Source organism: Brevibacterium picturae (assembly GCF_900105045.1).
In the GTDB taxonomy this organism is placed as follows: domain Bacteria; phylum Actinomycetota; class Actinomycetes; order Actinomycetales; family Brevibacteriaceae; genus Brevibacterium; species Brevibacterium picturae.
The window spans coordinates 146,523-167,716 of sequence record NZ_LT629739.1 but is presented as its reverse complement, the minus strand read 5'-3'; the positions used below and the strand labels follow the sequence as shown (position 1 = coordinate 167,716).

Sequence of the window (21,194 nt, the reverse complement as noted above, 5' to 3'; positions counted from 1 at the left end):
ACATGTGGCTCAACATGAGTGCCAGAAAACATGAAAAGTTTTAGGCCAGTATGATCGACGCATGTCATCAGCACATCGCGGCGCTCAGTCGTCGGTACCGGCAGGAACGGTCCTGCCCCGAGCCGATGGGATCGCGCTGCCCATCGACATTGATCGCGGCGCGTCCGTTCCGCTGCCTGACCAATTGGTGGCCGAGATCAGGAGACTCATCGCCACTGGGGCAGTTCGACCCGGCGAACCGGTGCCCGCCAGCCGACGTCTGGCCGCTTACCTCGATGTCTCCCGTGGGACCGTCGAGACCGCGTACGCCCAACTCGTCGTCGAAGGGTTCCTCATCACCGCTGAACGCTCGGCGACACGGGTGAACCCGGAGCTGCCGAGCACACCGCACACACGGAATCCAGGCATGCGCCCACCGCAGGTTCCACGCCGCAGGCTGCGCAGCTTCGTCGATCTGCGCCCCGGCTTCGGCGGCGACAACCCTCTGCAGGAGCCCGCCTTCCGCAGGGCGTGGCGCGATTCGCTCGACATCGACCCCGGTCCGATCGATCCGCTGGGGCAGCCGCAGACCAGATGGGCGATCGCCGATCACTTGCGCCTGACGCGGGGGATGAGCGTCGACCCCGATGACATCATCCTCACCAGCGGGTCCCGTGATGGGCTGCGCCTGCTCCTGACGACGGGTGTCGACGGTGCGATCGGCGTCGAGAACCCGGGGTTTCCGGGACTGCGCCAGGCCATGTCAGATCGCGATCTCCTCCCCATCGACACGGCGCACCTGTCCGAGGACACGACTGAGAGCCTCGGCGCTGTCGTCGTCACTCCCAACCATCAGTTCCCGCACGGGACGACCATGCCCATCGACCGGCGGGTGAGACTCCTGGAATGGGCGCGGGCCGGCGGCGTCATCGTCATCGAGGACGATTACGACAGTGAGGCCCGGTACGCTCGCACGGTGGTGCCCACCCTCTACGACCTCGCGGTCTCAACGAATGCTCCCGCACAGGTGGTCCACATCGGCACCTTCTCGACCTTGCTCACCTCCGCCGTGTCGACCGGATACATCATCGCCCACGGGGACCTCGGCCACCGCCTGGGCACCATGCGCACCGCCTTGGGGCCGGCATTCTCCCCGGTCATGCAGACGGCGATCGCGTCCTATCTCACCTCGGGAGGGCTGCGACGTCGAATCTCACGTGGTCGGCGCAGACTCAGAGCCGCCGAGGCGGTCGTTGCCGATGCCGGCGAGATTCCCGGGCTCGCCCACGAAGGTCGGACCCTCGTCATCGAAACGACCGAATCCATCGCCGCCCGACTGCGCAGTGAGCTGGCCGAGCGGGGGATCCTCGTGGCCTCCTTGGCAGCGGGCTGGAGTGCCGACAGCGATGTCAGACACGGCATCGTCATCGCCCACTCGAACGTCGAAGCCGCCGTTCTGCATCAGGCACTGGAGACGGTGCAGTCACTGTTGGGGCCGCTGGCCGGAGATGACCGGGCAGGGCCGGTTGAGTAGGATCGGGGCATGATGAAATTCGGGTTCGTCGCCGATGGCGTCGTCAAAATGCTCGTCGCGATCGCACTCTGCATCTTCCTTCCCGCAGTCGAATCATTTCTGCTCGCGCCCAGGTGGTTGGCCATCGCTGCGATTGTCCTGCTCTTCCTCAGCGGCGCCACGGAGATCTCCTACGGTGTCCGCAAGGCTCAGAAGAGCTACGTGAAGTACCTGGTGATCTTCGACTCGCTGTGGGTGGTCGCGACGATCATGGCCGTGATCTTCTCCCTCGTCGACAGCCCGGCAGCAGGCTACATCTGGTTCTGCTTCACGGGACTGGGCTCGCTGGGCATCGCCGTAATCTTCACCACCGGGGCGAACGGTCCCGACTTCGCCGACGACGAGCCTTCTGACGAGGCTTCGCCGACGGGCGGCTGAACGCCGTCACTCACCGATTGAACGCGATGGCGGCGTGATAGTCCTTGGGCAGTCCCGACTCCAGATCGAAGATCTCAATGTCCGGATGCGGCGAGTTCGGTGACGCTCCGACCCCGATGTAGTCCAATCCGGGGTCGCGGGCCAGCCCTGTGCTCAGGGCCTTGAGGAAGGCTTCCTTCCGTGCCCAGACCCGCACGAAATCGGTGGCCAGGTCGGACTGTGGACCCTGTTCGAGTTCGGTCCGCTCCTTCGGGTGCAGCAGCGACATCGCCTCGGCGGCGACGGCGTGTTCGGGCACCGCTTCGAGATCGACCCCGACCGGATCGTCGGCGACGGCGACGAGGACCAGGCGCCTGGCCCGGGTGACGGAGAATTCGCATTCCTCGACCCGCGGCTTGCCTGCTGAGTCAAGGCGGATCTCGATGTCGTCCGGGTCACGGTCCAGGTGCGTGCCGAGGACGTGGCGGAGGATGACCCGACCTGCAGCCCAGGTGGCAGCCGCATCGGGTTCGAATTCGCTCGCATAGTTCATCTCCTGCTTCGTCAGCGAGGAGAGGTCGATGCGCGCCCATTCGGCTTCGGCATCGGTGTCGGCGAGGACAATGGTGGAATCGAGCTGGGTGGGCAGAAGGGTGAAACCGGGGTGGGATTCCATGTATCAGCGGCCCAGAGCCTTCGAGATCTTCTTGAGTCGGCGGCTGAGCACGAAGATGCGCACGGATCCGATGATGCCGGCGATGAAGATGCCGCCGATCGCGGCGAAGAGCATGGCAACGCCCAACGGCAGCTGGAACTGCCATCCGAAGTACTGGAAATCGGCGGGGACGTTGTTCTGCAGAATGAAGATGAGCAGCAGGACGACGATCACGGCACCGAGGATGAGGGAGATCCACATGCCGGCCGACATCCCCGAACCGCCCTTGATCTGGGACAGATCGGCGTTCTTGCCGGCAGGAGTCGGTTCCTGCTGCGTCGGGTCCGTCTGCTGTGTCGGTGCGACTTCCTGAGTCGGATCAGTCTGCTGGGCCGGTTCGACTTCTCGGGTGTCCCCGGTGGCCGAATCCTCGTCGCCGAGCAGGGACTGCGTCTCGGCCAGCAGCTCGTCGGGCGATTGGGATTCGCCACGGGGGTCTTGAGTACTCATGCGCCCATCATAGTCGCTGATGGGCGCATGAGTGAGGTGTTGCGACATCTGACCTTGCGAGTTGAGATCAGATCGTTGTGTCTCTCAGTTCAGACCTTTGCGCTCAGGGAGGAGATGATCTCATTGAGCGTGGAAGAGGGACGCATGGCCGAGTCGAGCTTGGCTTCCTCCGGGTAGTAGTAGCCGCCCAGATCGACCGGGTTGCCCTGCACCTCGAGGAGTTCGGCCGAGATGGTCTCGGCGTTGGTCTCCAGCGCTTGGGCAACAGGCTTGATGGCCTCGGCCAGCGGTTCGTCGGTGGTCTGTGCGGCCAGCTCCTGCGCCCAGTAGAGCGTGAGGAAGAAGTGGCTGCCACGGTTGTCGATCTCACCGACCTTGCGTGAGGGCGACTTGTTCTCTTCGAGGAACCTGCCGGTCGCGGCATCGAGCGTGTCGGCGAGAACTCCGGCACGGGCGTTGCCGTGGACGTTGAACTCGTGACGGAATGATTCGGCCAGAGCGAGGAACTCACCGAGGGAATCCCAGCGGAGGTGGTTCTCCTCGATCAGCTGCTGGACGTGTTTGGGTGCCGAACCGCCGGCACCCGTTTCGAACAGTCCGCCACCGGCGATGAGAGGAACCACGGAGAGCATCTTGGCAGAGGTGCCCAGTTCCAGGATCGGGAACAGGTCGGTGTTGTAATCGCGCAGGACGTTGCCGGTCACCGAGATGGTGTCCTTACCCTGCCGGATGCGATCGATCGAGAACTGGGTCGCCTCGACCGGGTTCATGATCTGGATGTCGAGGCCCTCGGTGTCGTGATCGCCCAGGTACTCTTCGACCTTGGCCTTGAGGTTGCGGTCATGCGCGCGGGTCTCATCCAGCCAGAACACGGCTGGGGTCTCGGACAGGCGGGCGCGGGTGACGGCCAGCTTGACCCAGTCGCGGACGGGGACGTCCTTGGTCTGGCAGGCGCGCCAGATGTCAGCGGCGGCGACGTTGTGGCTCAGGAGAACTTCACCGGCGGAGTTGACGATCTCGACGACCCCGTCCTGGGCGATCTCGAAGGTTTTGTCGTGGCTGCCGTATTCCTCGGCCTTCTGGGCCATGAGTCCGACGTTGGGAACGGTGCCCATCGTGGTGGGGTCGAAGGCGCCGTTGACGCGGCAGTCCTCGATCACGGTCTGGTAGACGCCGGCGTAGGAGGAGTCGGGGATGACGGCCAGCGCGTCCTGGGTCGCGTCGTCCTTGTTCCACATCTTGCCGCCCACGCGGATCATCGCGGGCATCGAGGCATCGACGATGACGTCGGAGGGCACGTGGAGGTTGGTGATTCCCTTGTGCGAGTCGACCATGGCCAAGGAGGGGCCTTCGTCCATGCCCTTCTCGATTCCGGCCTTGACGCCGGCGGCGACATCGGCCGAGAGGTCGTCGAGCCCGCCGAGGATGGCGGCCAGCCCGTTGTCGGAGGTCAGTCCCGCCTCGGCGAGGGCGGCACCGTATTCGGCGTAGACCTCGGGGAAGAACGCCTCGATGACGTGACCGAAGAGGATCGGGTCGGAGACCTTCATCATGGTGGCCTTGAGGTGGACGGAGAACAGGATGCCCTCGTCCTTGGCTCGTGCGATCTGCGCTTTGAGGAACTTGTGGAGTTCGGCCACATCCATCTTGGTGGCGTCGATGACCTCGTCGGCGAGGACGGGCAGCGCTTCCTTGAGCACCACGGTCTCGCCGGCGGCGGGACGCAGGCGGATCTGCAGGGTGTCATCGGCCGGGATGACGACGGACTTCTCGTTGTCACGGAAGTCACCGGAGGCCATGGTGGCCACATTGGTCTTCGAGTCCGAGGACCAGTCACCCATCGAGTGAGGGTGGGCCTTCGCGAAGTTCTTCACGGCCTGCGGGGCGCGACGGTCGGAGTTGCCCTCACGCAGGACCGGATTGACGGCCGAGCCCTTGGCCTTGTCGTAGCGGGCCTTGGCGTCGCGCTCATCATCGGTGGCTGGCTCGTCCGGGTAGTCGGGCAGTTCGTAGCCCTGGGACTGGAGCTCGGCGATGGTGGCCTTGAGCTGGGGGACAGAGGCCGAGATGTTGGGCAGTTTGATGATGTTGGCTTCGGGCGTCTTGGCCAGCTCGCCCAGCTCCGACAGGGAATCGGGGACCTGCTGGTCGGCCGGGAGGCGATCGGTGAACTGCGCCAGCACACGCGCGGCGAGAGAGATGTCGCGAGTCTCGACCTCGACACCCGCCGAGGTGGCGAAAGCTTCGATGATCGGCTTGAGCGAGTACGTCGCCAGAAGAGGCGCTTCATCGGTGCGCGTATAAATGATTTTGGCCATGGTGATGGACTACTCCACATCGTCTCGGGGTTTGACCTCACTATCCTACCGTTGCCGCCGATGGGCTCGGCTTCCCGGTAGGGTTCTGTCTCGTCACAGACAACCGCGAACGACAGAGAAACGACAGAGAGAGGACGAAGGTGGCAAAGCTCTACTTCCGTTACGGGGCGATGAATTCCGGAAAATCGACCGCTCTCCTGCAGGCCGCCTTCAACTACGAGGAGCGCGGCCAGCGAGTCCTGCTGGCCAAGCCCCACATTGACACGAAGGGCGCCGGCGAGATCGTCTCCCGTCTCGGTGTCACCCGCGAGGTCGACTTTCTCATCCCCGCACGCTCCGACGTGGAGACCATCTACCGCGAGCACGCGGACTACGTCGATCATGATGCCCTGCTCGAATCCATTGACACACCGAAACCGCACGTCGCCTGTCTGCTCATCGACGAGGCCCAGTTCCTCGAACCGTGCCAGGTCGATTCGCTCATGCGCATCGCCACCAACGCCTCGGTGCCGGTGATGTGCTACGGCATCCGCACCGACTTCCGCACCAAGGCCTTTCCCGGCTCGGCCCGCCTGCTTGAGATTGCTCACACTCTCGAGGAACTCAAGACCATCTGTCGCTGCGGACGCAAGGCCATGTTCAACGGCCGCCTCGTCGACGGACGATTCATCTTCGACGGTGACCAGGTAGCCATCGACGGTAATGCCGTGACCTATGAATCACTGTGCCCACGCTGTTATCTCCAGTTCTCGGGCGGTAGGCTGAGTGCGGTGGTCTCCTGACCTTCGTACATCCCTCCTGACCTCGAACATCTCATCTGATCTCGAACCTTCCTAGGAGTTCTCATGCGCATCTGTGTCCACCCCCTCAATGACAATCCGGGTTCACCGGTCATCGTCTTCGGAAACGCCCTCGGTACCAGAATGTCCCTGTGGGCAGCGGTCGCGGGCAGGCTGGCCGACGACTACCAGATCTACCTCTCCGACCTCCCCGGCCACACGCACCCGCGGACGGACGACGAGGACTTCACCGTCGCAGAGCTCGCCTCGGGCCTCGTGAGCAGCCTGAGCGAGCTGGGGGTGGAGAAATTCACCTACTGCGGAGCATCGATCTCCGGCGGCATCGGCCTGACACTTGCACTGGACCACCCCGACTCACTGACCGGCCTGGTCGCCTGCTCGACCGCTGCCAAGTTCGGCACCGCCGAAACCTGGGCCGAACGCATCAAGGACGTCGAAGAGGACGGTACCCGCGGCCAAATGGATGACACCGCCGATCGGTGGTTCGCCGCCGGCTTCCTCACGGAGGACATCGCCTCGGGGCCGGCTATCCTCACCGACCTCGCAATGATCGACGATGCGGCCTACCTTGCCTGCGCTCGTGCCCTGACGAAATACGATCTGGGCGGCCGACTCGAGACCATCTCCACACCGACACTATTCATCGCAGGCGCACAGGACCCGAGCTGCACACCCGAAGCCATGACCGAGCTGTCGGAGCAGGTGAGCGAGTCCACGATTGCCGTCATCCCCGATGCGGCCCACCTGCCGATGGCCGAACACCCCGACATCGTCTTCGACCACATCGAGCAGTTCTTGAGTAGGGTATGAACTAGTCCGCCAGCATCCCACTTTGCTCGATGAGGAGCACAGATGACCCAGGAACGACACTCACCGACCGGTCACTCGACCGACTTCGATAATCTGTCACCAGGTGAACGAGCCCCTAGGTTCTCCAGACAGACGGTGCGCATCCGTTGGACCGGTTTCCTTCTCGGACTCATTCTGTCGACACTCGTCTATGCGGTCATGCCTGGCGACGTCGAGCACGGCGCGAAGCTGACGGCGGCCGTCGCCGTGCTGATGGCCGTGTGGTGGATGACCGAGGCGCTGCCCATCGCCGCAACCTCGCTGCTTCCGCTCGTCGCCTTTCCCGTCTTCGGCACCGATATCGACATGGAGACCGTCGGTGCCTCCTACGGCAACCCGATCATCTTCCTGTTCCTCGGCGGGTTCCTCATCGCCTTGGCCATGCAGCGGTGGAACCTGCACCGGCGGATCGCCCTCATCACCCTGTCCATCATGGGGAACAAGCCGGGGCCGATGATCGCTGGCTTCATGATCGCGACCGGCTTCGTTTCGATGTGGGTTTCGAACACCGCCACCTCTGTGATGATGCTGCCCATCGGAATCTCGGTGCTGATGATCGTGAGCAAGGTCGTCGGGGGAGCTATCACGGACTCCGAGGACAGCGACTCCGCCAACGCAGACTCCGAGGGATCGGACAACGAGGACGATGACACCGGACTCGGGACCGTGGTGAAGTCCAACTTCGGCACCGCACTCATGCTCGGCATCGCTTACTCGGCCTCGATCGGGTCCCTGGGCACCATTATCGGCACACCACCGAATCTCTTCCTCGTCGGCTATCTCGAGGACAACCACGACATCTCCATCGGCTTCGGTCAGTGGATGCTCGTGGGTGTGCCGTTGTCGATCGTGATGATGGCCATCGCCTGGTTCCTCCTCGTCAAGGTGCTCTTCAAACCGGAGATCGATGAGATCCCCGGAGGCCGCGAGCTCATCCGCGACGAGCTGGAGAAGCTGGGACCGATGTCGACCGGCGAGAAGCTGGTGCTGGGCATGTTCATCCTCGCCGCGGTCTGCTGGATCTCCCTGCCGCTGATCTTCGAGGAGCCGCCGATCAGCGATGAGGGCATCGCCATGGTCATCGGCCTCCTCCTCTTCCTCATCCCCGGTGGGGCCAATCGAGGCGTCCGCCTCCTCGACTGGGAAACAGCAGAGAAGCTGCCCTGGGGAGTGCTCCTTCTCTTCGGCGGGGGCTTGGCCCTGTCCGGACAGTTCTCCTCATCGGGGCTCACCGAATGGATCGGCGACTCCACGAGCGGCCTGGGGGTGCTGCCGACGGTCTTCATCGTCGCGATCTTCGCCATGATCATCCTCTTCCTCACGGAGCTGACCTCGAACACAGCGACGGCTGCCACCTTCGTGCCCGTCGTCGGCGGCGTGGCGCTGGGCCTCGACCTCGACCCGCTGCTGCTGACCATCCCGGTGGCGCTGGCCGCCACTTGTGCGTTCATGCTTCCGGTCGCAACCCCGCCGAACGCCGTCGCCTACGGTTCCGGATACCTGACTGTGGCGCAGATGGTCAGGGGCGGTGTGCTGCTCAATGTGATCGGCATCGTCCTCATCACGGCCACCGTCTACGCACTGGCCGTACCAGTATTCAACATCATGCTGTGATCGACGATGATCATTGGCAGACTGGTGGCATGACTCAACTGTTCTCACCCATAACACTGCGCGGCACCGAGATCGCCAACCGCATCTGGCTCGCCCCGATGTGCCAGTACTCCTGCGAGGCCGAGGACGGAATGCCCGGCACCTGGCATCTCGTTCATCTGGGTGCACGTGCTCAGGGCGGGTTCGGGCTCATCCTCACCGAGGCGTCCGCTGTCCTGCCCGAGGGTCGGATCTCGCCTCAGGACGCCGGCATCTGGAACGACGACCAGGCCGAGGCATGGTCCGAAGTCGTCGAATTCGTTCACTCACAGGGCAGTCGGATCGGTGTGCAGCTGGCCCACGCGGGCCGCAAGGCCAGCACCTACCGTCCCTTCGAGGGCAACCCCCGCGGCAGCGTGCCCGAGTCCGAGGGCGGCTGGTCCACGCTCGGTGCCAGCGCGATCGCCTACCCCGGATATGAGGCGCCCCAGGAGATGACGAAGGACGACATCGCCGAGGTGGTCGATGCCTTCGCCTCGGCCGCCACCCGAGCCGTGCGTGCCGGGTTCGACCTCGTCGAACTCCATGCCGCCCACGGGTACCTGCTCCACTCGTTCCTGTCTCCGCTGTCAAACGAACGCACCGACGAATACGGAGGCGACCTCGCCGGACGCTCACGACTGCTGTTCGAGAGCTATCGGGCCGTGCGCGAGGCGGTGGGGGAGGACGTGCCCGTTCTCGTCCGGCTCTCTGCCAGCGAATGGCGCGAGGGCGGCTTCGACATCGCTGAGGCGGTCGAGGTCTCCCGAGACCTGCGCAACCGGGGTGTGGATCTCATCGATGTCTCGTCGGGAGGAAATTTCCCCGTCAAGGTTCCGGTCGGACCCGGTTACCAGGTGCCGCTGTCGGCAGCGATCCACGCAGAAGGCGTGAGCACGGGAACCGTCGGTCTCATCACCGACCCGGAGCAGGCAGAGACGATCCTGGCCTCGGAACAGGCGGACGCGATCTTCCTGGCCCGAGCGGCGCTGCGTGAACCGGCCTGGCCGCAGCGAGCAGCACACGATCTCGGAGTCGAACCGGGACCGTACCCACCGCAGTACACACGAGGAACATGGTGAACCGACAATGACGAATCTCATCGAGACCGAACATGTCATCATCCGCGACATCGCGGTGTCCGACATGGCCAACAACGTCTACCTGATTACAGCCAAGGAGTCAGGGGCGCAGGTCCTCATCGATGCCGCTGACGATGCCGAGGCGATCAAGGACCTCATCGCCTCCGGAGCCGAGGACACCTCGGCAGAACCGATCCTGCAGGCGATCATCACAACCCACCGGCACTGGGATCACATCCGGGCGCTGCCTGCCACCTCGGCGGCATACCCCGACGCCATGACGATCGCCGGCACCGACGATGCGGAGGCGATCACCACGGCCGAGGGCGTGGAGATCGCACGAGCAGTCGACCACCTCGACGTCGGCGATTTCGGCGGGTTCGTCCTGCAGGCGATCGTCCTGCGCGGGCACACGCCCGGTTCGATCGCCCTGCTGCTGCGCGACGGGGGAGAGACCATCCTGTTTTCCGGTGATTCGCTGTTTCCCGGAGGTCCGGGCAAGACGTGGCACAAAGAGGACTTCTCCTCGCTCATGGACGATCTTCAGGAGCGAGTCTTCGACCAGTTGCCCGACGAGACCCGAGTGCTGCCCGGACACGGTGACGGTACGACGCTGGGCGAGGAACGGCCGAAACTGACCGAATGGCGCGAACGCGGCTGGTGATCAGCAGGGCCGTCTGATCAGCCGGGCAGGGCAGCGAAGCCGATAGCGGCCCAGGCGACGGCGGCCACGAGTGCGGCGATGATGCCGAGGTTCCACCGGGTGGTGATTGTGCGTTCCCCCCGGGGGTTCGACAGCTCGTTATCGCCGAGGCCCGAATAGCGATCGAGCACGGTGTCGACGGCAGGATTGGGGTTGTCCTTCAGCCTGCGGACGCCGTGCTCGTCCTTTTCCATCTTCTTTCCCCTCCCTGCCAGAGGCCACGAGGAGTAGACCTTCTCATGCGTACGCACACCCAGCCCGAAATGGGTGTCGAACCCATCGACGAGGTTCCAGGGGATGCGGACCGAGAGCAGCGGATTGATCAGCGCGAGTTCCTGATGGCCCAGCTCGACCCGAGGAAACCGGTAGAGGACATAGACGATCGTAATGATGGCGATCGGAATGCCTGCTACCGCAAGGCCGCGCGATGTGAAGTCGCCGACGACGATCGAGCCGAGACCCACCACGCAGAGTCCAGCGATGACGAAGAAGAGCACCGTGGAGCTCGTTGTCCGCACGATGGTGGGCTGATTGTTCTCTGAATTGCGATCTATCTCACTGTTAACCACCTCAACATCCTATCCACTGAGACTGCGTGATGTGTGCATGTTTCCTTGATTTCGAAACGGTAACGATTGTGAAATTTGCTCAGTATGTGGACTCAGTCACAGTGCCGGGTGAATTAGCTTTGAGGCATTCCATGTGAAAAACATGAACGCGGTCACAATCCCACCTGGGACTCACGTGGCCGAATGCACTCCGGAAGTGGAATGCAAATATGAGGGTGACTCGCCCTATGACAACAAGGAGAGAACGTGAATAAACGCTTCCTCGCAGCCGGGGCGTCGGTCGCCGCGGCAGCAATGGTGCTCACCGCCTGCACCCCTCCCGGCGGTGGCGATGACAATGAGAACAGTTCAGAGGGCTCAGTGCTCAACATCGGCTGGAACGAGGCGTTCCGCTCGATGAACACGCAGACGACGAACGGCAATGCCGTGTCGAACTCGATCGTCACGTACATGATGAACGACAACTTCGGGTTCTACGACGACGAGCTCAAGGTCCAGGACGGTGCCCTCGGCAGCATCGAGCAGGTCTCGGAGGATCCGCTCAAGGTGAAATACACCTTCAACGATGATGCGAAGTGGTCGGACGGGACCCCCGTCAATGCAGCCGACCTGGCGCTCACCTGGGCGGCGACCTCGAGTCACTTCAACACCGTGAAATCGAACGCCAACGAAGACGGAACGCTCAAGGAGAACAGCTCCGACACCGTCTACTTCGACTCCTCAGTGGTGTCGAGACAGCTCATCGAGGACTTCCCCGAGATGTCCGATGACGGCAAGTCGATCACCTTCACCTACACGAAGCCCTTTGCCGACTGGAAGCTCGCGTTCGGAATCGGCCCCGACGGTGTGGGTGTTCCGGCCCATATCGTAGGCAAAAAAGCTCTGGGCGTCGACGATCCGGCCAAGGCCAAGGACGCCATCATCACGGCGCTCAAGGACGAGGACACCGAGAAGCTGTCGAAGATCTCGAACACTTGGAACACGGGCTTCGACTTCACCTCGATGCCGAAGGACGAGGACCTCCTGGTCCACAACGGTCCCTACAAGATGACCGACTACAAGGAAGGTCAGTATCTGACCCTGACCCTTGACGAGAACTACACCGGCCCGAAGAAGCCGAAGGTCGAGACCGTGACGATCCGCTACAACGGCGATCCGATGGCCATGGTCCAGGCGATCGAGAATGGTGAGGTCGACTTCACTCAGCCGCAGGCCACAGCAGATGTGCTCTCGGCGGCTGAGGAGCTCGAAGGAGTCACGGTCGACTCTGCCGACGGTGCCACCTATGAGCACGTCGACTTCACATTCGACAACGGCGGTCCCTTCGATCCAGAAACGTACGGCGGCGATGAGGAGAAGGCGAACCAGGTCCGTACAGCCTTCATGAAGACCGTGCCCAGGCAGGACATCGTCGACAAGATCATCAAGCCGCTCAACCCCGATGCAGTCGTCCGCGACTCGTACAATCAGGTGCCTGGTTCCCCGATGTATGACGAGATCGTCAAGGGCTCGGGCATCGATGGCTTCGAGGACGTCGACATCGACGGTGCGAAGAAGCTTCTTGAAGAGGCCGGAGCGGATGCTCCGACGGTGCGCATCATGTACGACAACACGAACTCACGTCGTCAGCAGGAGGTCCAGCTCATCAAGGAGTCGGCAGAGAAGGCCGGTTTCAAGATCAAGGACGTCGGCGACGTCAACTGGGGCAGCCGCCTCGGCGACGGCACCTATGACGCCTCCCTCTTCGGCTGGCAGTCGGAGTCCACGGGCATCACGGACTCGGACTCGAACTACCGGACTGGCTCGCAGAACAACTTCGGCGGCTACTCGGATGAGAAGACGGACAAGATCCTCGATAAGATCCTCGTCGCACCCGAGGACAAGCAGGCGGAACTGTCGACGAAGCTCGAGAAGCAGCTCGTCGACGATGCTTTCGGCATCCCGATCTTCCAGCATCCTTCGCTTGTCATCCACCGGGACACGCTGAAGAACGCTTCGACGACCACCGTGTCGCCGACGATCTTCTGGAACTACTGGGAGTGGGAAGTCAACTGATCCGCGCTTGACGCGATCGGTCCTTCTCCACACCATCCGCTGTGGGGATCACTGTGTGATCCCCACAGCGGCGTTTTCGGAAGATTGAAACGGACACCACACCATGATCAGATTCATCCTCAGACGACTCCTCTCCACAGCACTCGTGCTCCTCGTCGTCACCTTCGTCCTCTACCTGCTGCTCAACGCGGCCATGGACTTCTTCTGGGACCTGCGGGCCTCGACATCGCCGAACATCGAGGACCTCTTCGAGTCACGCCGGCGTCTGCTCGACCTCGACACTCCCGTCGTCATCCGCTACTTCTCCTGGCTCTCCGGTGCCGCAGGCTGCGTCATCGGACAATGTGACCTGGGAACCGCCTGGTACCAGAACCAAGAGGTCACAGACCAACTCAAGGGCGCCATCGTCAACACGGTCAAGCTCATCACCGCCTCGACTCTGCTGGCCATCGTGCTCGGCGTTGCAGTCGGCGTCGTATCGGCCATCCGCCAGTACACGGGTTTCGACTACTTCATCACATTCCTCTCGTTCCTCCTCTACTCGCTGCCCGTGTTCTGGGTTGCGGTGCTGCTCAAGCAGTACGGGGCCATCGAGATCAACAACTTCATGAATGAGCCCCAACTGTCGAGCTGGTGGCCGGTCATCGTCGTCTGTCTGGCGATGGGACTCTTCTGGATGGGGGCGGTCGGCGGCGACCGGCGGCGTAGGATCATCACCTTCTGCGCCGCAACGCTGATCTCCTTCGCCACGATCTACTACATCCTTGCCAGCGGCTGGGCCCAGTCCCCGTCGATCGGCTTCATCGGCGTCGTCGTCATCGGCGCAGGCGCTGCCGTCGTCATGACCTTCCTGTCGACGGGACTGAAGAACCGACGGGTCCTGCTCGCCAGCATCACCGTCGTCGTCATCGGCGCACTGCTCTACATGCCGCTGCAGTACCTCTTCTTCTACGTGGAGATGAACTGGCTGTGGATCGTGGGGCTGCTCATCCTCGCCGTCGCGATCTGCCTCGGTGTCGGACTTGCGTTCCGCGGGCCCGATCCCTGGGACACCGCACGGACGACGGCCATCACCGGAGTCATCGTCGCTGTTCTCATCTTCTGCGACAGGGTGCTTCAGGAATGGGACGCTTACTCGGGCCATCCGGCGATCAACGGTCGTCCGATCGCGACGATCGGAGCCAGTTCGCCCAACATCGATGGCGGGTTTTGGATGGGGAATCTCGACACCTTCACCCACCTGCTGCTGCCGTCGATTGCTCTCGTGCTCATCTCCTTCGCCTCGTACACTCGCTACACCCGAGGGTCGATGCTCGAAGTGATGAGCCAGGACTACATCCGCACGGCGCGTGCCAAGGGCCTCAATGAGCGCACTGTCGTCATGCGCCACGCGCTGCGCAACGGCCTGCTGCCGCTGGCCTCGATCGTTCCCGTCGACATCATCACGATGATCGGCGGTGCCGTGATCACAGAGACCATCTTCGGCTGGAACGGCATGGGCCGACTCTTCATCGATTCGATGAACCGCGCCGAGATCGATCCGGTCATGGCCTACATCGTCATCACCGGACTGCTCGCCATCGTCGCCAACCTGGTCGCGGACTTCCTCTACGCCGTCCTCGACCCAAGAATTCGAGTCAACGCATGAGTACCAATAAAGACACAGACACAACCGACGACCTCGAAGAGGTCGGCGACAATGCGATTGCGGCCAAGGAAACCGAGGGGCAGTCGCAGGGAAAGATCGTTCTCCGCAAGTTCCTTCGCCACAAGGGAGCGATGGGCGGGCTCATCGTCCTCGCTGCGATCGCATTATTCGCCTTCAGCTCCCTCGGCATCTTCGGGTTGCCCGGCTGGTGGATCTTCAACCACACGGCCTCGGGGCAGGTCGTCAACCCAGGCGGCGCACCCACCTGGTCGCTGTCGAACCCGTTCAACCTCGGCGAACACCCCTTCGGTCAGGACGAGATCGGTCGTGACAACTTCGCCCGGGTGATGAAGGGCACGCAGATCTCGCTCATGGTCATGGCCATCATCGGTGGTGTGGCTCTGGTGATCGGCACCGTCGTCGGGGCCCTGGCCGGTTACTACCGTGGCTGGGTCGACGCGATCCTCATGCGCATCACCGATGGCTTCATCATCCTGCCGACCATCGTGGTCGGAGCCATCCTCGGTCGACTAGTCTCCGGCACGAACGGGGCGATACTCGGTCTCGTGCTCGGGGCGATTCTCTGGACGGGTCTGGCGCGTCTCGTCCGCGGCGACTTCCTGTCGCTGCGTGAGCGCGAATTCGTCGATTCTGCCCGAGTGGCCGGAGCCGGCGACCTCCGGATCATGTTCAAGCACATGGCACCCAACGCCATGGGCGTCATCATCGTCAACACCACCCTGCTCATGAGCCAGGCGATCGTCCTCGAGGCAGCGCTGAGCTTCCTCGGCTTCGGCATCCAACCGCCGGACGTGTCCCTGGGCCAGCTCATCAGCGAGTACCAGTCGTCCTTCGCCACACGCCCGTGGCTGTTCTGGTGGCCGGGCCTGTTCATCGTCGCCATCGCCCTGAGCATCAACTTCATCGGCGACGGTCTACGCGATGCGTTCGACCCACGGATGAAGACGATCCCCAGCTGGAGGAAGATGAAGAAGGCCGAGCGCATGACGAAGAAAGGGGCGAAGTGATGACCGAACAGACTGAGACCTCCACATCACCGGTCCTCGACGTCAACGGCCTGGGCGTGAACTTCTGGGTCAACGACGAGTGGTGGATGGCCGCCGAAGACCTCACCTACTCGGTCAACGCCGGTGAGGTGTTGGCCATCGTGGGCGAGTCCGGATCCGGCAAATCGCAGTCGAGCATGTCGCTGCTGGGGCTGCTGCCCGCTAATGGTCGCGCCACCGGCTCGGCCAAGATGGGCAGCACCGAACTCATCGGCATGCCACCGGAGAAGATGCAGGACATCCGCGGCAATGAGATCTCCGTGATCTTCCAAGAGCCGATGACCGCGCTCAACCCGGTGTACACGGCAGGGTTCCAGATCGTGGAGACCCTGCGCGTCCACCTGGACGTCGGGCCCAACGAGGCCAAGGAGCGAGCGCTCGAGCTGATGCGACTCGTCGAGATCCCCGATCCCGAGGATCGCTTCAATTCGTTCCCGCACCAGCTCTCGGGCGGACAGCGTCAGCGCATCATGATCGCCCAGGCGCTGGCCTGCCAGCCCAAACTGCTCATCGCCGACGAGCCGACCACGGCACTGGACGTCACGGTTCAGGCTGAGATCCTCAAGCTCATGCGGCAGCTGAAGTCGAAGCTCGACGCCGGCATCATCCTCATCACCCACGACATGGGTGTTGTCGCCGATATGGCCGACCGGATCATCGTGATGAGGGCCGGTCGTGTGGTGGAATCCGGCAATGCTCAGCAGATCTTCTACCACCCGCAGCATCCGTACACGAAGCAGCTGCTCGAGGCCGTTCCGCACCTGGGCACAGGCATCGAGGGAGAGGCATTCGGCACCGAGCTCTCGGAGATCGAATCTGCTTCGGCGCCGGGGGAGTCCGACGAACGTGTGGACCCGCACGTCGATGAGGAGCGAAAGCCGGTGGGGACGGAAGACGCCGGAGCCGCGACCGTTGCCGAAGGCGGTGCGAATCGCACCGATGACCTGGCGATGGAAGCCCAGGAGATCGCGGCGGCCGGCCGGCCCAGTTCCGACCTCGGGATGGATTCGACCGAAACCTACTACCATCCGGGGTCCCAGGCCGACTTCTCTAAGCCTTCGGCTCTGCAGCTGCGTGATGCGGCGATCGAGTATCCGGCGATGGGGCGGAAGAAGGCCTTCCGCGCCGCTCACCACGTCAACCTGATGATCGCTCCCGGAGAGGTCGTAGGACTCGTGGGCGAGTCGGGTTCGGGCAAGACGACGATCGGTCGTGCCGCTCTGGGCCTTCTGCCCACCGTCGAAGGCGATATGATCGTCAACGGCAAGAGCATCAAGGGTCTGAGCAACAAGAAGATGCGGCCGCTGCGCAAGGAAGTGGGGATCGTGTTCCAGGATCCCGGCTCCTCGCTCAACCCGCGTCTTCCGGTCGGCGAATCCATCGGTGAGCCCCTGTACCTGCACGAGGGAATGAAGGGACCGGAGCTGAGCAAGAGCGTCGAGGACCTGCTCACCGCAGTCGAGCTGCCCACGTCGATGCGCAACCGCTACCCGCATGAGCTCTCGGGCGGTCAGCGGCAGAGGATCGGCATCGCCCGGGCGCTGACCCTGCGTCCCAAGCTGCTCATCGCCGATGAGCCGACCTCTGCCCTGGACGTCTCGGTTCAGGCGAAGGTGCTCGACCTGTTCGAGGGGCTGCAGCAGGAATACGGGTTCGCCTGCCTGTTCATCAGCCACGACCTGGCAGTCATCGAACGCATCGCCTCCCGCATCGCGGTGATGCGTCACGGATACCTGGTGGAGATCGGGAAGAGCTCACAGGTTGTCGGCAACCCGGTCCATCCCTACACCAAACGTCTGCTGTCAGCAGTTCCGGTTCCGGATCCACGGGAGCAGCGAAAGCGCCGCGAGGCCAGAGACGCGGTCCTGGAAGCAACGACCGACGCCTGACCCAGGCGTCACCGGATCGGTGGGCACAGGCATTCGGTGGTCGCGGTGGACGAATAGATTCTGCATATTCTGCGGATTCTCATTCGCCGCCGCGACCACCGAATGCATTCACGTTCCCCTTCCTCGCGCACATTCTTGAACACCACCTGTCATTTCCGGCAAGCTGGTGGCCGTATAATAGTCTGTTGGGTCCGCACCGGACCATTCTCTCTAGCTCAAAAGGTTTTTGATGACTGAAGCCATCACGCGTCGGGAAAACCGTCGCAACGTCGCAATCGTCGCCCACGTCGACCATGGCAAGACCACTCTGGTCGACGCCATGCTCCGCCAGACCGGTGTGTTCAGCGAACACGGTGATTTTGCTGAACGCGTTATGGACTCCGGAGACCTCGAACGCGAGAAGGGCATCACCATTCTCGCGAAGAACACCTCAGTCCTCTACAACGGACCCTCCGCCGGTGACGATCACATCGTCATCAACGTCATCGACACGCCGGGTCACGCCGACTTCGGCGGCGAGGTCGAGCGCGGCCTGTCCATGGTCGACGGCGTCGTCCTCCTCGTCGACGCATCCGAGGGCCCTCTGCCCCAGACCCGCTTCGTCCTGCGCAAGGCGCTGGCCGCGAAGCTGCCGGTCATCCTGCTGATCAACAAGACCGACCGTGCCGATGCCCGCATCGACGGTGTCGTCGAAGAGGCCCAGGACCTGCTCCTCGGACTCGCCTCCGACCTCGCGGACGAAGTTCCCGACCTCGACGTCGACTCTGTTCTCGATGTGCCGACGGTGTTCGCTGCGGCGAAGGTCGGGGCAGCCTCGCTCGAACAGCCCGCCGATGGTGAAGCACCGTCCAACCCGGACCTCGAGCCGCTATTCAAGACGATCCTCGAGACCATCCCGGCTCCGGAGATCAACGATGACGACATCCTCCAGGCGCATGTGACCAACCTCGACGCGTCACCGTTCCTCGGCCGTCTCGCTCTGCTGCGCATCTTCGGCGGCACCCTGCGCAAGGGCCAGCAGGTCGCATGGGCTCGTGGGGATGACATCAGTTCGGTCAAGATCACCGAACTCCTCGAAACCCAGGGACTCGACAGGGTCCCGGCCACCGAGGCCTCGGCCGGCGACATCGTCGCTGTGGCCGGCATTCCCGACATCATGATCGGTGACACCCTCACCGACATGAACAACCCGAAGCCCATGCCCGCGATCACCATCGACGATCCCGCGATCTCGATGACCATCGGTATCAACACCTCGCCCCTGGCAGGTCGCGAGAAGGACACCAAGGTCACCGCGCGCATGGTCAAGGACCGCCTCGACCAGGAGCTCGTCGGCAACGTCTCACTCAAGGTTCTGCCCACCGAGCGTCCCGACGCCTGGGAAGTCCAGGGCCGTGGAGAGCTCGCACTGGCCATCCTCGTCGAGCAGATGCGTCGCGAGGGCTTCGAGCTGACCGTCGGCAAGCCCCAGGTGGTGACCAAGGAGGTTGACGGCAAGGTCCACGAACCCTTCGAAGAGCTCACGATCGATGTTCCTGAGGACTATCTCGGCGCCGTCACCCAGCTCATGGCCAGCCGCAAGGGCGTCATGTCGACCATGACGAACCACGGCACCGGCTGGGTCCGGATGGACTTCACCGTCCCCGCCCGTGGACTCATCGGCTTCCGCACGCGTTTCCTCACCGAGACTCGCGGCACCGGCATCGCGAACTCCTTCTCCGCCGGATACGGTCCATGGGCAGGCAGCATCGAACTGCGCATCAGCGGATCGCTCGTCGCCGACCGTCCCGGAACCGTGACACCGTACGCGATGATCAACCTGCAGGAACGCGGCAGCTTCTTCGTCCAGCCCACCTCCGAGGTCTACACGGGCCAGATCGTGGGCGAGAACTCCCGCGCCGACGACATGGACGTCAACATCACGAAGGAGAAGAAGCTGACGAACATGCGTTCGGCCTCCGCCGACTCCTTCGAAAACCTGACTCCGCCACGCAAGCTGACCCTTGAGGAAAGCCTCGAATTCGCCCGCGAGGACGAATGCGTCGAGGTCACTCCGGGCGCAGTGCGCATCCGGAAGCTGGAACTCGACCCGAAGGAACGCGCAAAGACGTACGCGAAACTGCGTCGACAGAACGCGTGACGTCGAACCTCACCGCATGACCTCGAGCACTCAGGACCCCATGACCGTCATACCCCGCATCCTCTTCGTGCACGCTCATCCCGACGATGAGACGATCACGACCGGAGGCACGATCGCCGCACTCGTCGGCGAGGGGGCACAGGTCACGGTCCTGAGTGCCACTCGTGGTGAGGCCGGCGAGGTCATTCCCTCCGAGCTCAGAGATCTGGAGGGAGATCGGGCGGGACTCGCCCGTGTGCGTGAAGCCGAGATCGCCGAGGCGATGGCTGCCCTGGGCGTGCGCGAGCACCTGTTCCTGGGCGGAAGTGCGCACAGCTTCGAAGACTCCGGGATGGAATGGGGCGCCGACGGCCACGCTGTCGCTGCGGCGGCCATGCCGGCCAATGCTCTCTGCGCGGCCGAACTGTCGACGGTTGCCCGCTACATCGCCGCCGTCATCGACGAAGTCCGGCCGCACGCGGTCATCACCTACGCTGCGAACGGCGGTTACGGCCACCCCGACCATGTGCGAGTCCACGAGGCCACCGTCGCCGCCGTCGACACTGCCGCCTGGAGAACCGGACGTCTGCTGTTCGTCGATGTCCCCGCCGAGGTGGCCCACGAAACATTCGATGCGAACCAGCCGGGATTCGCCGAGACCGGCTTCTCCCCGGCCCAGACGATCCCCACCAAACCGCCTGTGAGTCAGATCGTCGTCGCTCAGGACATCTCCACGGTCATCGGCGTCAAGCGCGCGGCATTGGCGGCCCACCGCACTCAGGTGAGCGTCTCCGGCGGCTTCTTCGCCCTGTCGAACGGCATCGGCATGAAGATCGTCGACCACGAGTACTACTCCATCAGCGCCGGAGCACCCATCTCCGAGCAGAGGCTGAGCTCGGGCCCTGCCCCGCATGTACTCACCGACCTCGACATCGCCGCCTGCGAATCCCAGCATCCGGGTGTCGCCGGCGCTGCTCCGCTGCGTAGACGTCGCGAACCGAAGAAACCCGGCTTCTTCGCCTATGCCCACGCCGCGGTGCTGGCCCTGCTCATCGGATTCCTCGGTGCGATGCAGCATATGAACGTGAGCGTGTTCGACCTGTGGGGAGCCGCTGTCATCCTGCCCTGGGGGCTGGTGCTGGCGCTGCTCCTGGTGGCCTGCGGTCTCTGGCATCTCAAGACCATGTACCTGAGCTCGACGCCGATGCTCGTCGCCGCGTTCGTCATCGTCATCCTCTCCTATGTCCTCGGCCAGCCGCAGTGGCTGCCCGGCTCGGACATCATCGTGACCGGGACGCTGCGCTCGGCAGCCTGGCTGATCGGTCCGATGCTCATCGCCGCCGTCCTCGCGTTCATCAAGGTGCGGCGGCCCGAAGCGGCCCGTTAGAA

At 63.3% G+C, this 21,194-nt stretch carries 17 protein-coding genes; 13 read left to right on the top strand and 4 right to left on the bottom strand.

Translation table 11 applies throughout. The features are described 5' to 3' along the window. The first annotated feature begins 61 nt into the window (after window positions 1-61). Both pdxR and BLT92_RS00745 read left to right on the top strand, forming a co-directional pair. Entirely contained in the window at window positions 62-1,513 is a 1,452-nt protein-coding gene (pdxR, locus tag BLT92_RS00750) for a MocR-like pyridoxine biosynthesis transcription factor PdxR (protein WP_092101929.1), read from the top strand. Window positions 1,514-1,522: 9 nt separating this feature from the next. Next, window positions 1,523-1,930 (top strand): hypothetical protein, encoded by a 408-nt coding sequence (locus BLT92_RS00745; RefSeq protein WP_092101926.1) that lies wholly within the window; start codon window positions 1,523-1,525, stop codon window positions 1,928-1,930. 10 nt (window positions 1,931-1,940) lie between these two features. Here BLT92_RS00745 and BLT92_RS00740 read toward each other — a convergent pair whose 3' ends face one another. From BLT92_RS00740 to BLT92_RS00730, 3 genes are all read right to left on the bottom strand, one after another. Continuing rightward, window positions 1,941-2,585, bottom strand: coding sequence for a 4'-phosphopantetheinyl transferase family protein (locus BLT92_RS00740; RefSeq protein WP_092101923.1), 645 nt, complete (start codon window positions 2,583-2,585; stop codon window positions 1,941-1,943). 3 nt (window positions 2,586-2,588) lie between these two features. After that, the gene (locus BLT92_RS00735) at window positions 2,589-3,074 is read right to left on the bottom strand and encodes a LapA family protein (protein WP_092108616.1); all 486 of its coding nucleotides are present in this window, start codon (window positions 3,072-3,074) and stop codon (window positions 2,589-2,591) included. 89 nt (window positions 3,075-3,163) lie between these two features. Then, complete coding sequence (locus BLT92_RS00730) at window positions 3,164-5,392, bottom strand: NADP-dependent isocitrate dehydrogenase (protein ID WP_092101920.1); 2,229 nt, start codon at window positions 5,390-5,392, stop codon at window positions 3,164-3,166. 140 nt (window positions 5,393-5,532) lie between these two features. Between BLT92_RS00730 and BLT92_RS00725 the strand changes: the two genes are divergently transcribed. The 5 genes from BLT92_RS00725 to BLT92_RS00705 all read left to right on the top strand — a co-directional run bounded on the left by BLT92_RS00725 (window position 5,533) and on the right by BLT92_RS00705 (window position 10,419). Continuing rightward, window positions 5,533-6,174 carry a thymidine kinase gene (locus BLT92_RS00725; RefSeq protein WP_092101917.1) on the top strand — a complete coding sequence of 214 codons (642 nt, stop codon included), beginning with the start codon at window positions 5,533-5,535 and terminating at the stop codon, window positions 6,172-6,174. Window positions 6,175-6,237: 63 nt separating this feature from the next. Next, complete coding sequence (locus BLT92_RS00720; protein ID WP_092101914.1) at window positions 6,238-7,002, top strand: alpha/beta fold hydrolase; 765 nt, start codon at window positions 6,238-6,240, stop codon at window positions 7,000-7,002. A gap of 42 nt (window positions 7,003-7,044) precedes the next feature. Further along, window positions 7,045-8,655 (top strand): SLC13 family permease, encoded by a 1,611-nt coding sequence (locus BLT92_RS00715; protein ID WP_092101911.1) that lies wholly within the window; start codon window positions 7,045-7,047, stop codon window positions 8,653-8,655. 29 nt (window positions 8,656-8,684) lie between these two features. Then, window positions 8,685-9,755, top strand: coding sequence for an NADH:flavin oxidoreductase/NADH oxidase (locus tag BLT92_RS00710; protein ID WP_092101908.1), 1,071 nt, complete (start codon window positions 8,685-8,687; stop codon window positions 9,753-9,755). Between the two features lie 7 nt (window positions 9,756-9,762). Further along, entirely contained in the window at window positions 9,763-10,419 is a 657-nt protein-coding gene (locus BLT92_RS00705; RefSeq protein WP_092101905.1) for an MBL fold metallo-hydrolase, read from the top strand. Window positions 10,420-10,436: 17 nt separating this feature from the next. Here BLT92_RS00705 and BLT92_RS00700 read toward each other — a convergent pair whose 3' ends face one another. Further along, window positions 10,437-11,027, bottom strand: a complete 591-nt coding sequence (locus BLT92_RS00700; RefSeq protein WP_231938953.1) for a hypothetical protein — start codon at window positions 11,025-11,027, stop codon at window positions 10,437-10,439. A 246-nt stretch (window positions 11,028-11,273) separates the two neighbouring features. Here BLT92_RS00700 and BLT92_RS00695 point away from each other — a divergent pair, with 246 nt between their 5' ends. From BLT92_RS00695 to BLT92_RS00670, 6 genes are all read left to right on the top strand, one after another. Beyond that, on the top strand, window positions 11,274-13,082 hold the full coding sequence (locus BLT92_RS00695) for an ABC transporter family substrate-binding protein (protein WP_092101899.1): 1,809 nt from the start codon (window positions 11,274-11,276) through the stop codon (window positions 13,080-13,082). A 103-nt stretch (window positions 13,083-13,185) separates the two neighbouring features. Next, the gene (locus tag BLT92_RS00690) at window positions 13,186-14,730 is read left to right on the top strand and encodes an ABC transporter permease (protein ID WP_092101896.1); all 1,545 of its coding nucleotides are present in this window, start codon (window positions 13,186-13,188) and stop codon (window positions 14,728-14,730) included. Further along, a complete protein-coding gene (locus BLT92_RS00685) occupies window positions 14,727-15,758 on the top strand; it encodes an ABC transporter permease (protein WP_092101893.1) in 1,032 nt (343 codons plus the stop codon). The genes BLT92_RS00690 and BLT92_RS00685 overlap by 4 nt, the downstream gene beginning before the upstream one ends. Beyond that, window positions 15,758-17,686 carry an ABC transporter ATP-binding protein gene (locus BLT92_RS00680; protein WP_092101890.1) on the top strand — a complete coding sequence of 643 codons (1,929 nt, stop codon included), beginning with the start codon at window positions 15,758-15,760 and terminating at the stop codon, window positions 17,684-17,686. The genes BLT92_RS00685 and BLT92_RS00680 overlap by 1 nt, the downstream gene beginning before the upstream one ends. A 229-nt stretch (window positions 17,687-17,915) precedes the next feature. After that, on the top strand, window positions 17,916-19,826 hold the full coding sequence (gene typA / locus BLT92_RS00675; protein WP_092101887.1) for a translational GTPase TypA: 1,911 nt from the start codon (window positions 17,916-17,918) through the stop codon (window positions 19,824-19,826). A 16-nt stretch (window positions 19,827-19,842) separates the two neighbouring features. Beyond that, window positions 19,843-21,192 (top strand): PIG-L family deacetylase, encoded by a 1,350-nt coding sequence (locus BLT92_RS00670; RefSeq protein WP_231938952.1) that lies wholly within the window; start codon window positions 19,843-19,845, stop codon window positions 21,190-21,192. The last annotated feature ends 2 nt before the right edge of the window (window positions 21,193-21,194 follow it).